Origin of the sequence: Bacillus sp. BB081, assembly GCF_008368895.1 — a bacterium.
GTDB lineage: Bacteria > Bacillota > Bacilli > Bacillales > Bacillaceae_G > Bacillus_A > Bacillus_A wiedmannii.
On record NZ_QOZX01000076.1, the window covers coordinates 1 to 14,893 of the forward strand.

Annotated in this window: 12 protein-coding genes and 1 pseudogene; 11 read left to right on the forward strand and 2 right to left on the reverse strand. The window is 33.8% G+C overall.

Going from position 1 to position 14,893, the window contains the following annotated elements:
* The first annotated feature begins 90 nt into the window (after positions 1–90).
* The 8 genes from DN394_RS24250 (at position 91) to DN394_RS24285 (ending at position 9,826) form a co-directional block, all read left to right on the forward strand.
* Entirely contained in the window at positions 91–648 is a 558-nt protein-coding gene (locus tag DN394_RS24250) for a YdcF family protein (RefSeq protein WP_097916212.1), read from the forward strand.
* A 100-nt stretch (positions 649–748) separates the two neighbouring features.
* Positions 749–1,696, forward strand: coding sequence for an ABC transporter ATP-binding protein (locus DN394_RS24255; protein WP_149294326.1), 948 nt, complete (start codon positions 749–751; stop codon positions 1,694–1,696).
* 3 nt (positions 1,697–1,699) lie between these two features.
* Positions 1,700–3,211, forward strand: coding sequence for an ABC transporter permease/substrate-binding protein (locus DN394_RS24260; RefSeq protein WP_046955702.1), 1,512 nt, complete (start codon positions 1,700–1,702; stop codon positions 3,209–3,211).
* A gap of 213 nt (positions 3,212–3,424) precedes the next feature.
* On the forward strand, positions 3,425–4,852 hold the full coding sequence (locus DN394_RS24265; protein WP_000129474.1) for a basic amino acid/polyamine antiporter: 1,428 nt from the start codon (positions 3,425–3,427) through the stop codon (positions 4,850–4,852).
* A 75-nt stretch (positions 4,853–4,927) separates the two neighbouring features.
* Entirely contained in the window at positions 4,928–5,188 is a 261-nt protein-coding gene (locus tag DN394_RS24270) for a hypothetical protein (protein WP_000391452.1), read from the forward strand.
* Between the two features lie 106 nt (positions 5,189–5,294).
* Positions 5,295–7,115 carry an AAA family ATPase gene (locus DN394_RS24275; RefSeq protein WP_141545437.1) on the forward strand — a complete coding sequence of 607 codons (1,821 nt, stop codon included), beginning with the start codon at positions 5,295–5,297 and terminating at the stop codon, positions 7,113–7,115.
* Entirely contained in the window at positions 7,105–8,955 is a 1,851-nt protein-coding gene (locus DN394_RS24280; RefSeq protein ID WP_097916216.1) for a hypothetical protein, read from the forward strand. The genes DN394_RS24275 and DN394_RS24280 overlap by 11 nt, the downstream gene beginning before the upstream one ends.
* Positions 8,956–9,229: 274 nt before the next feature.
* Positions 9,230–9,826 (forward strand): hypothetical protein, encoded by a 597-nt coding sequence (locus DN394_RS24285; protein WP_000487799.1) that lies wholly within the window; start codon positions 9,230–9,232, stop codon positions 9,824–9,826.
* Positions 9,827–9,922: 96 nt separating this feature from the next.
* Here the strand turns inward: DN394_RS24285 and racA are convergent, their stop codons facing one another.
* Complete coding sequence (gene racA, locus DN394_RS24290; RefSeq protein WP_000456016.1) at positions 9,923–10,465, reverse strand: chromosome-anchoring protein RacA; 543 nt, start codon at positions 10,463–10,465, stop codon at positions 9,923–9,925.
* A 353-nt stretch (positions 10,466–10,818) separates the two neighbouring features.
* On the opposite strand from racA, the gene DN394_RS24295 reads away from it, so the two are divergent.
* On the forward strand, positions 10,819–12,174 hold the full coding sequence (locus tag DN394_RS24295) for a hemolysin family protein (RefSeq protein ID WP_149294327.1): 1,356 nt from the start codon (positions 10,819–10,821) through the stop codon (positions 12,172–12,174).
* Between the two features lie 132 nt (positions 12,175–12,306).
* Entirely contained in the window at positions 12,307–13,731 is a 1,425-nt protein-coding gene (locus tag DN394_RS24300; RefSeq protein ID WP_046959333.1) for an aldehyde dehydrogenase family protein, read from the forward strand.
* Positions 13,732–13,852: 121 nt separating this feature from the next.
* Here the strand turns inward: DN394_RS24300 and DN394_RS24305 are convergent, their stop codons facing one another.
* Positions 13,853–14,245 carry a YueI family protein gene (locus DN394_RS24305; RefSeq protein WP_000247570.1) on the reverse strand — a complete coding sequence of 131 codons (393 nt, stop codon included), beginning with the start codon at positions 14,243–14,245 and terminating at the stop codon, positions 13,853–13,855.
* A gap of 234 nt (positions 14,246–14,479) precedes the next feature.
* Here DN394_RS24305 and DN394_RS24310 point away from each other — a divergent pair.
* A pseudogene (locus tag DN394_RS24310) lies at positions 14,480–14,893 on the forward strand (BA2291 family sporulation histidine kinase); the annotation flags it as partial.

Sequence of the window (14,893 nt, forward strand, 5' to 3'; positions counted from 1 at the left end):
TTAGGTCGAAACGTTAGAAACCCCCACTTCAAGCTTTGCTAAGTGGGGGAGTGTTCATATAATAAAAAGAAAGGGAGTGCAAACATATATATGAACAAATGGATATTACTTATCATCTTATTATTACCACCACTATACATTCTTTATATGACGTTTCGAATGAAGAAAGTTGCTCGTGAAAAATTGAGTAATCACTCTCCATACGTTCTTATATTAGGTGCAAAGTTATTTGGAGATAGACCGTCGTTATCTCTTCAAAACCGTTTGGATGTAGCGTTGGAATATTTATTTTCTCATCCTGAAGCGAAAGTAATTGTTTCAGGTGGTCAAGGAGAAGATGAAGATATACCGGAAGCTCAAAGTATGAGAAACTATTTAATGGTACATGGTATAGATGAGAATCGTATTTTAATGGAAGATCAATCTACAAATACGTATGAGAATTTAAAGTTTAGTATGGATTTATATGATGTGAAACATGCGGTAGTTGTAAGTAATACGTATCATTTATATAGAACGAAAATAATCGCAAAGCGTTTAGGCATGAAGATGGAGGCACTAGCTGCTGAAACACCAATGCGCTCTAAGAAAAAAATGTATGTACGTGAATATGCTGCAATAATGAAAACAATATTGTTCGACCGTTAGAGCTCAAATTTGAGCTCTTTTTTAATTATAAAGCGTATCATTTGAAATGAATGCCGTATTCCATCAAAATAAAGGAAACAACATTAAAGGAGCTGTATTTGTGATTCAATTTAATCATGTGTCAAAAGCGTATGAAGATGGCACGAAAGCAGTGGATTCATTGCATTTAGAAATTAAAAAGGGAGAATTTTTTGTTCTCATTGGTCCGAGTGGTTGCGGGAAAACAACGACAATGAAAATGATTAACCGTTTAATTGAAACGACTGAAGGATCTATTTTAATCGATGGAAAAGATATTCAACAATATAATATTAATGAATTGCGTTGGAATATAGGATACGTATTGCAGCAAATCGCTTTGTTTCCGCATATGACAATTGCAGAAAATATTGCAGTAGTTCCTGAAATGAGAAAATGGAGCAAAGAAAAAATAAAAGCTCGTGTCGATGAGTTGCTACAGATGGTCGGGCTAGATCCAGAGGTATATCGCGATCGTATGCCTGATGAATTGTCAGGAGGGCAAAAGCAGCGCGTTGGTGTCGTAAGGGCATTAGCCGCAAACCCGAAAATCGTTCTTATGGATGAACCGTTTAGTGCGTTAGATCCATTAAGTAGGGAACAGCTTCAGAAGGATATCGTACAATTGCAAAAAAAGATTCAAAAAACAATTGTGTTCGTAACGCATGATATGCAAGAAGCGTTATCGCTTGGAGATCGTATTTGTATTATGAAAGAAGGAAAAGTTGTTCAATTAGATACACCAGAAGGTATTATACATAATCCGAAAAATGAGTTTGTAGAGGAGTTCATTGGAAATCGTGGGAGACATTGGTATGAGGGGAAAAGTATAGAAGATGTATTACCACTTGATGAAAGTATGCGGATAGAAGGGGATGCACTATCATTGCATTCTTCTTTACAAGAAGCATTAGTTCGTGTGCGAGCTGACGAAGTCGTTCCAGTTGAAGAAAATGGTCAATATGTTGGAGCTTTAACAAGTCGTCATATTGTTAATTACATTGTTGAACAAATGAAGGAAAGAGGCTAAACAGTGACTGATTTTATACAAACGTTTCAAGAGCGAAAAATAGAATTACTAACTGCATTAAGTGAGCATTTACAAATATCGCTTATTTCACTATTTTTTGCAGTAATTATTGCGGTGCCACTTGGCATTTTATTAACGAGAAAACAACGAATGGCTGAATTTATAATAGGAACTTCTGCGGTTATGCAGACAGTGCCATCACTGGCATTACTCGGACTTTTAATTCCGTTAGTAGGAATTGGAAAACTTCCGGCCATTATTGCATTAGTTGTGTATGCACTATTACCTATTTTACGAAATACATATACAGGAATAAGGGAGTTAGATGAATCTTTAATCGAAGCAGCGAGAGCTATGGGGATGAATAGCTGGAGAAGACTGTGGAAGGTAGAGCTTCCTCTTGCATTACCAATTATTATGGCCGGTATTCGTACGGCGATGGTATTAATTGTTGGAACAGCTACATTAGCAGCTCTTATAGGTGCTGGTGGGCTCGGAAAACTCATATTACTTGGTATCGATCGAAATGATCATGCGCTTATCATTTTAGGGGCCGTACCAGCCGCTTTACTCGCTTTATTCTTTGATGTAGTACTTCGAGTACTTGAGAGTCCAAAACGCTCTTCTAAGCGTATTATATTGACGATATGTATTACTTGTATAATGATTGCTTCTCCCTTTCTTTGGAACACACAAAAGAAAGATATTGTTATTGCCGGAAAACTTGGATCAGAACCTGAAATTTTAATTCAAATGTATAAGCAGCTTATTGAACAGGATACTGATTTACATGTAGAATTAAAACCAGGTCTTGGAAAAACAGCATTTGTATTTGAAGCATTGAAATCAGGAGAAGTAGATATATACCCTGAGTTTTCGGGAACAGCTTTATCTACTTTCGTGAAAGAAGAGCCAAAAAGCACAAATCGGGATGAAGTATATGAGCAGGCTCGCATTGGAATGGAAAAGAAATATAATATGGTTATGTTAAAGCCGATGGAGTATAACAATACATATGCACTAGCTATGCCGAAAAAAATAGCAGATCAAAATAATATAAATACAATTTCTGATTTAGGAAAAATGGCACAGGATGCTAAAGTAGGATTCACATTAGAATTTGCTGATCGTGAAGACGGTTATAAAGGAATGCAAAAATTATATAACTATAAGTTTTTAAATGTGAAAACGATGGAACCGAAACTACGTTATAGTGCAATTCAATCAGGGGATGTTAACGTAATCGATGCATATTCAACTGATAGTGAACTGGAGCAGTATGGACTGACAGTGCTAAAAGATGATAAAGGGTTATTCCCACCGTACCAAGGTGCACCATTATTAAGAAAAGAGACGTTACAGAAATATCCTGAACTTGAAAAAGTATTAAATACATTATCTGGGAAGATTACAGATGAAGAAATGCGAAAAATGAATTATGAAGTAAATGTGAATGGAAAAAGTAGTGAAGAAGTTGCGAAACAATTTTTACAAAAAGAGAATTTACTTCGTTAATTTTACAAGAAATATACAAATTTATATGTATGAAATGACCGTTCATTACAAAATGAACGGTTTTTTTGTGCATACTTATACATTTTTTCAAAAAAGTATTCCATTTTTCTTCATTTTCTTTTAGAATAAGTAATGTTTTCCTGAAAAAATATAAGAGAAACGTCTATTAGAGAAAAAGGTGACTTTAATAGTTGAACGAACATAACACCTAGAATGACAGATGGGGTGGTACAAATAGAAAAGAAGTTAGGATTTTTTCCATTAATTGCATTAGTAGTCGGAACAATGGTTGGTGGCGGTGTTTTTAGTTTACCGCATGATTTAGCAGTAGGAGCAAATAGCGGCTCTATAATAATTGGCTGGTGTATTACAGCGATGGGAATGATTCCACTCGCGCTCGTATATCAAACGTTAGCAAGACAAAAACCAGAGCTTGAGGGCGGGATTTATAGTTATGCACGTGCTGGTTTCGGAGAATATATCGGATTTAACAGTGCTTGGGGATATTGGCTAGCAGGAATTTTAGGAAACGTTGCAACAATCATGTTACTGTTTAGTACATTAGGTTATTTCTTCCCCATTTTTAAAGGTGGAAATAATGTTGCGTCTATCGTTGGTGCATCACTTTTATTATGGACACTTCATTTTCTAATTTTATTTGGAATTCGTGAAGCATCTATTATGAATGTTATTGCAACGATAGGGAAATTAGTTCCAATCGTATTATTTATTGTTGTAATGGTAACAGCGTTTCGCTGGGATACATTTACACATGATTTTTGGGGAGAAGGAACGATCTCAGTTTCCTCTATACTTGGTCAAGTGAAAAATACAATGCTTGTAACTCTTTGGGTTTTCATTGGGGTTGAAGGAGCGGTTGTATTATCTGGTAGAGCGAAAAATAGCCGAGATGTTGGTAAAGCGACAGTACTTGGACTTATTTTAGTAATGTCTATTTATATTTTAATTTCTGTTTTGTCTATGGGAGCGATGACAAGAGGAGAGCTTTCCGTGTTAGAAACCCCGTCAATGGGACATGTATTAGAACATGTTGTTGGGACTTGGGGCGCGGTTGCGATTAACATTGGGTTAGTTGCTTCACTTGTAGGTACATTAATAGGCTGGTTTTTACTTGTTTCTGAAATTTCCCACGTAGCAGGAAAAGATGGCGTGTTTCCGAAAGTCTTTACGAAAACAAATAAAAAACAAACGCCACATATGGCATTATGGATCTCAAATGGCGTTGCCCAAATTATATTTATAATCGTTCTGTTTTCAGAATCAACATATCAAATTATGTATTTCATTGCTTCAACATCAATTTTAGTACCATATTTATTATCAGCGTTATTCCAATTTAAATTAGTTATTACAAACGAACTAAAAGATGCAAAAGTAAAAAACGGCTCGTTAGCTTTAATTGCTTCTACTTATTCTGTATGGCTTCTATATGCAGCTGGTTTGAAAAATTTATTACTTGTTTCAATCGTGTATGGAATTGGGATTATTGTTTACATGTATGCAAGAAAAGAAAAAGGAAATCGTTGTTTTAAAGGTATTGAGAGATATGTAATGTGGGCAATTGTTATTGCAGCTATCACATCACTTTATATGTTATTAACTGGAAATATAAAAATGTAAAAGTCCTTTTAAATAAAGGGCTTTTTTCTTTGTCTAGAGAATATTTAATACATAAGATATTCAGGAGGGATGAAAATGGAAGAAAAAGAACAGTTAACCAGAATTGTTGATTTAGCGAGTGAAGTAAGGAAAGTATTAGTGCAAGAATCCTTTTTTAATCATCATCCTGAACTACGAGGAGTGATTGAAAATTTAGCGAGTGCTGTAGAGAATTTGGCGGAATTACAGCAAAATACAGATGAAAACGCTGAAGATCGATTGCGATATGTACTTGCTAAAATGAAAATTGCTCATAATGCCATTTTACAAGAGAAAAAAGCATTTCCATCTCATTAATATACGTTTTAATTTTGAACCTGGCGGATAACGTCAGGTTTTTTGTTTCTAGTTTTTCGTTTCTTTCATACACTAAGAATAGTATGAAAAAAAGAAGGTGACGAAGGTGAGATTACATAAAGCTCTTCAGCCAAGTTTTATAAAAAGAATGTACTATATGAGGTTTATCGGAAAGTTTACAAAAGCAGAGAGAGAGAAGAATGGAGAGAACTTCTTTGTACAATGCCTATCGCCAATACCATTCACGTTACAAGAGCAATTAAAAAATGAACCATACGTATTTGAAGGTTTATGTAGCAATAAAAAGAATGAAAAAGTCTTTTCGGAATTAAAGAAAAGAAAATTAGAAAAGCAATTGGTTATGTTTCGTCTCTATTATGAAAGAGGACATATATACGTGGAGTTAATTTGTGCAGAAGAACCACGAGAAATGGCCAATGGCTATAAAATGATTCCAGTACCTAAAGTTTCCGAATACAAAAAAGAAGAGTCTTTAGAAAGAAAACTTGGAAATGGCTATTTGTCATTTCTAATGCCAAAATATCCGAAAGACTTTGAGCCCCCCGAATTATTGTGGCATGATGGAAGGTTATATGGAAATATATCTTTAAAGTCATCATCAATTAGTTCAATCGCATATTTTGAACAGCAGAGGGAATGTAAGTATATAGACTTAAATGACTGGATGAAGTATGTGGAAATAGCGGTAGAAGATCAATTGTATTTTGTAAGCAATCACATGTATGAGCAATTAAAAAAACGAATGACTGAAGAAGGTAAGCATGTAGAAGTAGAGGAAATAAAAGTGCACAAGGATGAATGGGAATGGGATGAGCGTGAATCCGTCTTTTTACAGTATGTAAAAAGTTTTGTACGTAATAAAGGGCTATATTTGGATGAAACGGACATTTATAATTTCCATATAAGTGCGAAAACAAATATGTTGACGATTCTAGGTGGTATACCAGGCGCTGGGAAATCCCGATTTGTGCAAGCTTATGCAGAAGCACTTGGATTACAGTATGGGGAAGAATTGGTTTGGATTCCGATTTCACCATCGTATCAAGAACCACATGATTTACTTGGTTACCTTCACCCAAATGGTACTTTTATTGAAAGTGAAACAAAATTAGTTAGGGCGTTAATGAAGGCAAAAGAAAATCAAAATCAACTATATATAATCGTTTTTGATGAAATGAATATGTCACATATTGAGCATTGGTTTACTCCATTTCTATCTGTTCTTCAACTTGAAAAGCAAAACCGTATTCTAAATTTGTATGAAGGTGTACAAGGAAAAGAAAATCCAATTCCATCAACAATTGAAATTGGTGAAAATATTATATTTGTAGGTACAGTAAATTTTGATGAAACAACGAAAGAACTCTCAGATCGATTATTAGATCGGACGAATTTAATAACGTTACAAAAGATTCCGTTTTGTGAGATGTGTATGGAACAAGAGAAAATTGTATTACAACCACCTCTGAAAGTAACTGCAGGAGAATTTCGTATAAGCTGGGTCAGGAATAAAGCGATGATTGAGGTGTTTTCTGAAGAAGAGTTAGAACTATTAGATAAGTTACATGTTGTATTGTCATCACATGATATGTCAAAGGGAATTTCATTTCGATGTGCAAACGCAATCGCTACTTACTTGCAAAATATACCGTTCCAAAATAATCATTCCTATATGATCAGTAGAGAAGAGGGATTTGATTTACAAATCAAGCAACGTGTATTGACGAAAATAAGAGGTACTGAAATGATGGTTGGGTCTTTACTTTCTGAAGACGTAAAAAGGGGGGCGACATTACTACCTCTTTTGCAATCGCCACTTGCAAACAGAGTATCTACATTTGAACACTCTTTAGCATATATAAGAGAAAAGCGTAGAGAACTGGAGCTGTATGGCTATGCAAAATGAAGGGCGATATGAAACAGAAATCGTTGATACGAAAGAAACACTCCCTTTTGTATTAAAGTTAATCATTGGAACTGAGGCAAAGGGGGAATATATTTTATTAAATCGTCTTTGTACATCTACTACAGCATTAGTTCAATGTATTTATAAAGTACAAGAATTAAAACCAATTAGATTACATTACCATTATGAAAGTCCAATGAATATTACTTTTATATGGAATAAAGTATATGAGGGACAGAAAAATATAAAAGAGTCAAAATATGAAATAAATGAAAAAAAACAAAAGGTATTAATATATGAACATGGAAAAACGGAATTCTTTTATCCATGGCGTTGTGGAATATATCATTTTGAAGTGAATATAGAAGATAGAACGTATTATGGCGCATTTCAAATCGTTCCCAAAAATTTTTTTGATGATCAATTTGAAATGATTCAAAACTATGTAAAGTCAATTTTGAATGAGTTGATTTTAGATAGAGGTTATTATAAAAAGACTTTCTCTGCACTTAGTGATATTGAAGATTCTTCTTATTTAGTGTTACTTAGAAAGTTGCCGCAAAAAATGAAAAAGATAAAGCAAATTTTTAAGAAAATAGAATCGAGTTCAAAATTTATACATGAATATAAATGGGAAGAAAAAGAGCGGAAAGCAACGAGAAAAGGAGCCATAGTGGCGGAAAGAAAACCGTATGCAAAATATTATAATCGTAAGTTTATAGAACAAAAAAATAGTAAGGAAAATGCATTTCTTAAATTTAAAGCGATGCAATTTTATTTCTATTTACTTGAAGCTGAAAGTTTTTTGAGCCAAACAATTGAAATATTAGAAAGAGCAAAAAGAAAGAAATCAGAAGAATTTCAAGCTGTAAAAACGATTATACAAACAATTGAGCGTAATGGATCAGTGACCGATAGAGAGAAACAAAAGTATAAAAATATTCATTTACTAAAAGAGGCGGATTTGCGAAAAAGCTCTATGAAGATACAAGAATATAAAATATTAGCGCACTTTGTACATGAAAGTGTACAATACTTTCAAACTTTAATGCATTCTCCATTTTGGAGAGAAGTTTCCGAAACAGGTAACATGTACTCACATAATTTACCGATACCACATCAACAACTACTACAGCATTTAGATGTACTTCCACAATATAAAGAACAATCTCCATCTTTATTATTTGTTTATAAACCAACATTTTTAGTGTATGAATATTACGCTTTTTTTATCGTTATTTCCATGTTAGAGCAAATTGGTTTTGAGGCTAGAAATTCCATTCGTGAACAAATTCAAGAACATTTTTATGTAGATGGATTACAGGATGGAACGACAGTAGTTTTACACCGAGATGATATTAGAGTACATGTCGCATTTAATGATTTAATTGAAACTCATCCCCTTATTGCATTAAGTAAAGGGAGTAATTTTTATAATGGAGAAGATACGAAGAAGCCAGACATTCGCTTAGACTGTTATGTAAAGGAAGAAGGGAAATACGTATATCAATCTTCTATTATTATTGAAGTGAAGTATAGCCCAATGTACAACATTTTTCAGCACGTTGGAAATACGAAGGCAACTGAGCAAATGTATAAGTACTGGTCTATAAAATATGTAGAAGAACAGGATGGAAAGAGAGTCTATTATCGAAGGGCCATTTATGAAGTTATTTGTGTATATCCAGGAAGTCATATGCATAGTAAAAAAATTGAGTCTGGATGTGGTGTGTTTTTGCAATTATATCCATATAAAACGAAACAAGGGGAAGAGAAATTAGCCGGAAAACATGGAATGGTACAAATTTTTGAGAAGTGGCTAAAAAGCATGAAGAAGTAAAAAAATCCTTTTTTATAAAGGATTTTTTTAGATTAAGAAGAAATATATGCTGTATGGAAGACAACTTTATACGATTTGAATTTGAAAGTAATATAAGTATGTTGTTAGAAGAACGGTACATGAGGGATAAAAGACGATTAAGATGGAATTTAATTCGTTTTACAGAATATAATAAGTCATAAATATTTTTAGTTGCATACGAAGATTTGTTCTTATATGATAGATAGTGAAAGCGTTATCAAAAACAGGGCGGCGATGGGAAAGGCGGGTAAATATGTTCCAGCGTGTTCAAACAAAAGAAGAACATTTTTGGTTCGAGCAACTATGGGGAGATTTTTGTGAAGAAAGAAACTTAATGTTCGTAGAACGTAATTTAAATCCATCACGATTTTTATTAATAGAAGATGAACATCATATTGGTACAGTAGAATGTATTAAGTATACGGAACCAGAGCAATCGAATTCTGAGTTTTTCTATCCGTTTTCTAAAAATGATTTAGTGAAAGATTTGAAAAATGTGTATGAAATAGGCAAGTTGAGTATTGCGAAAACGTCTCGTGGGAGAGGACACTTCAAAAGACTAACAGCTATTTTATTTATGCATGCATTAGAAACGAAAGCAGAATGGTATATTGCAGCAGTGACAAAAAGAATGTATATGTATTTATTAACACTCGGTTTCCCAATTGAACCGGTAGATAAGCCATTTCAGTTTCATGATACTTTACAAGGTGTACCAGTGCGAATTCATGCCCGAAAAGGGGCTACGCATTTGTATTCTTTAAAAGAATTTCGAGATGTGATTCAAGGGAATGCTCATGCACAGGCATTAATCGCAGAATACAGTAAAAATATTATGTTAACAAAATAAAGCGAAATGAATATATATAATAAAGAGAATGCTATTTTAATATGAAGTCATTCTTCATGAAAAAAGACCCTTATTATTTTAATAAGGGTCTAAAAATTATAATCCAAATATACTAAAAATCATTTTGCGGCGCTTCGGCTTCTTTTCTCGTTCATATGTTGGTTTTGAATCGGGAGTAATATATATTGGTTCTTCTTTCTTCAGGGAAGCTTCTAGCTTTTGAATTCGCTCTAACATTTCCTCCATTTCACGGCGATGTTGTAAAAGTTGGTACGTAACAACATCATTTGCCTTATCTTGCATTTGTTCTTCCATTCGATCTAGCCTTCTCGTAATAGTGTTTAATTGAGCTGCTAATTGCTCAAATTCATGTGATGATTTGTCTTGAACAATTGTATTTACTTGAGTTTTTAATTCTTCAACATCATTTGATGATGTTTTTTGAGTAGGGTGAGAGTTTTGAGACTGCTCTATTTGTGAAAGATGGAATTCTAACATTTGATCTAAATCTTCTTGTGTGAAAATAAAGTGACCATATTTATTTTTTTCTATCGTAAGATTTAATTGTTGTGCAATCCGGACAACAGCCTTTGGGCTAACACCTAATTTTTTTGCGATAAATGGTGTTTTATATTCCAAAATAATCCCTCCTATATATATCCTGTTGAATGATTTCGATCTATGAAGGAAGTTCCCTTCTAGTGTGACAAAAGAAGTGTGGAATCGGCAAAGAAAGTGTTTTTTCACGAAATGAAGCTGTGAAGAATATATCGTTTATATAAAATATTTTATCTTAAGATTTAGAACTATTTGACTAAGGGAAATGAATTAGATTATCATAATGATAAATATCTTTTTTATGTATGCATATAATATATAAAAAGGTGGTTGCTAATGTAGAATTTTTTTAGAGTATTAGAATGCTTACTTCACTTGAATAAAATTAAGTAGGAGGTGGCTTCCTTGCTTACAATGTAAGTAAGGAGAAGTATTTGGACATATATAGTATAAGTATAGTGATTGTTTTAATTGCCTTAACGGCATTTTTCGTCGCAGCAGAATTTGCAATTGTTAAAGTGCGAAGTTCACGAATTGACTATTTAATTGCAGAAGGAAATAATCGCGCAACATCTGTCAAAACAGTCATTACAAACTTAGACGAATATTTATCTGCTTGTCAGCTAGGAATAACAGTTACAGCTCTGGGGATTGGGTGGTTTGGTAAACCGGCGTTAAAGCAAATGTTTGACACGCTTTTTGTAAATTTGAACATTTCTACTCAACTAGCAGACATTTTTGCTGTAATTTTAGTGTTTTTGTTTATTACATTTTTACATGTTGTAATAGGGGAATTGGCCCCAAAAACATTCGCGATTCAAAAAGCTGAACAAGTGAGTTTGTTTGTTGCTAAACCGTTAATTTTCTTTTATCGTATGGCGTTTCCATTTATTTGGATCCTAAATGGATCAGCCCGAATTATTACGAAGTTGTTAGGGCTGAAACCACCGAAAGGGCACGATGAGGTTCATTCAGAAGAAGAATTACGGTTGTTAGTTTCAGAAAGTTACAAAAATGGAGAGATTAATCAATCTGAATATAAATATGTAAATAAAATTTTTGAATTTGATGATCGTATAGCGAAAGAAATAATGGTACCCCGAACTGAGATGCATATTATAAGTAAAGAAATGCCTGCTGAAGAAGCTTTGCAAAAAATGTCTCGGGAAAAATATACGAGATATCCAGTTGTAGATGGGGACAAAGATCACGTAATAGGCTTTGTAAACTTTAAAGATATTTTCACAGATTTTGTGCAGCATAATGCAGTAAGTAATAAGAAAGTAGAGCAATATATTAGGCCAATCATTTTAGTTATCGACTCTATCCCAATACACGAATTATTTTTAAAAATGCAAAAAGAAAGAACGCATATTGCTATATTGATAGATGAATATGGTGGTACGTCTGGACTTGTTACAGTTGAAGACATTTTAGAAGAAATAGTGGGAGATATTCAAGATGAGTTTGATACGGATGAACAGCCAGAAATTCAACAAGTTAGTGAAACGAAAACAATACTAGAGGGAAAAGTGCTTGTTAGTGAAGTGAATACGTTATTAGGTTTAACAATTGATGATAATGGTGTTGATACAATCGGTGGTTGGATTTTAACGAAGAATATAGAAATTGCTGAAGAGGATTTCATTGAAATTGAAAATTATAAGTTTTGTGTAAAAGAATTAGATGGACACTATATAAAGAGATTAGAAGTTACAAAAACTGTAGAATCAATTGTTATTTTAGAAGATGAAAAACAAATTCCATTTCAAGAACAAATTAGTTCGTAGACTCTGCTATATGGCAGGGTTTTTTTGAGCATAATGTTTTTGGCAGAATAAGAGCTATGATACAATGGCATAAGTCAGACCTTTCACTAGGTGAAATATTGTTGTATACATATATTTGGAAGGGGAAGAGTTATGAAAAAGCATTTATATATAAATGGAGATTGGAAGTCTGTAAACACTTATAAACCATTATACGCACCATATTCTGAAGAAACGTTAGCGGAAATTGCACAAGGAACGGAAGAAGATGTACAAGAGGCTGTTACTGCTGCAAAAAATGCAATGAAAAAAATGAATACATTATCTGCATATGATCGTGCGACTATTTTAGAGAAGGTTGCACAAAAAATGGATGAAAGAAGAGAAGAATTTGCAGAGATTATTGCAAAAGAGGCTGCAAAACCAATTCGTGCTGCGAGGGGAGAAGTAGATCGTACCGTTCAGACATACAAATTTGCAGCGGAAGAAGCGAAGCGTATATACGGCGAGACACTGCCACTTGATGCAGCACCTGGTGCAGATGGGCGTATTGCATACACAATACGAAAACCGATAGGGGTTATAGGAGCTATTACACCATTTAATTTCCCATTAAATTTAGTGGCACATAAAGTCGGCCCTGCAATTGCTGCCGGAAATACAGTTGTGTTAAAACCAGCTGATCAAACGCCATTATCGTCTTACGCATTAGTTGAATTATTTGAAGAGGCAGGATTGCCAAAAGGAGCTTTAAATATTATTTCTGGTCCCGGTTCAACTGTAGGTGAGGCGATAGTTACAAATGATGATGTTGCTTCCATTACTTTTACGGGAAGTCCAAAAGTTGGAATTGGAATTAAGGCAAAGGCTGGGTTAAAGCGAGTTACGTTGGAACTGGGATCAAATGCTGCTGTTATTATTGATGAAGATGTAGAATTAACAGATGAAGTAATTGAACGTGTAAAATGGGGAGCATATGTAAACAATGGACAAGTTTGTATTTCGGTACAACGTGTTTTTGTACATGAAAAGAGAATGGATGAATTTCTTTCAAAGCTAAAGATAGCGATGGAAACAGTTGTTGTTGGTGATCCATTGCTGGAAGAAACGGACGTATCGGCTTTAATTTCGAAAAAAGATGTAGAGCGAATAGAAATGTGGGTGCAAGAAGCTATTAAGGAAGGTGCTACTGTTTTATACGGTGGTAAGAAACGTGATGCAAGGATTTTTGAACCAACTGTATTAACAAATGTTCCAGAGTATGTATCTGTTCAGTGCCAAGAAGTATTTGGTCCACTCATGACAGTAAATACATTTAAAGAATTTGATGAGGCGATTGAGCAAGTAAATCATTCACGTTACGGTCTACAAGCAGGTGTGTTTACAAATAATTTGTTTAAAGCAATGCGTGCAATTGATGAGCTAGAGGTTGGTGGTGTCATGATTAATGATATTCCAACGTTTAGGGTAGATCATATGCCTTACGGTGGTGTTAAGGAAAGTGGTACGGGGCGTGAAGGAATTAAATATGCAATAGAAGAAATGACAGAAATGAAATTAGTGTGTATTAAAAAATAAAGTAGATCGAGCTTAAACATCCTAATAAAAAACGAGCTGGAAATGTTTACGATTCCATACTCGTTTTTTTATTGTTTGTTTTACATTTCTCGGAACGATTTAATTTAACCAAGTGTACCTTTTACTTCATTTCTTGTTTGAAAATAGCATCTTCTACATAAATTTGTTCTTTGTCAACAGCAGTGCTATGAGATAATACTAAACCGATTGGTGTTTCTATGCCTTTATTTTGAACAATTGTAAAAGGAACATTTTTTTCATTTGCTAATTTAATGTATTTTGATAAATGTGGGTAAGCAATGCCACCATTTAGGAATATTTGTAATGATTGAGAAGAGCGCATGCTACTAGCTACTTCAGAATATACATTACTTTGCATTACTTGACCGATAGTTAAAGCGATTTCTACACGCTCACGTAACGTAGTTAAATACATATTACGTTCTTCTGGTTTGTTCTGCTTTTGGCCGTAAATGCCTTCTTGGAGATAATCTTCCACATTTTTATTTACCATATTTTTCACACCTTTCATTTTCTATTGTACGAAAGAATGAAGCAGGATGCAAAAAAAAGTCGCATCGAATGTAAAAAACTTTGAATGAAAGGAAGGAAAATGGAATGTATCAATCTAAACAATTAATAAAGACATTAAAAATTTTATCAACACATATTAACAAAATGTGACAATAATCTATTAACGAATCGCATTTTTTGTGTTAATATTCAAAATATAAAGGGTGTTCGTCGCATGGAAATGGAGGGAATGGGGGTTTTTCCAATCGATAAGGATATTAAAGAAGTATTTTGTTCGCACTTGAAAAACAACAGGCACCAATTCGTTGAGAACTGGAAAAACAAAATGATAATTTCCGATAAAGATCCATTTAAACTAGAAGCAGTTCAAAATGGAGAGGATTTATTAGAGTTAATTATCGAACTTACTATGGAAGAAAAAGATATAGATTATCTTCAGCCATTATGCGAGAAAATTGCTATTGAACGTGCAGGGGCAGATGCGAATATTGGAGACTTTGTTTATAATGCAAATGTGGGAAGAAATGAACTTTTCGAAGCGATGTGTGAATTAGATGTTAGCGCACGTGAATTGAAACCGATTATGGCCCAAATACATACTTGTTTTGATAAATTAATTTATTATACT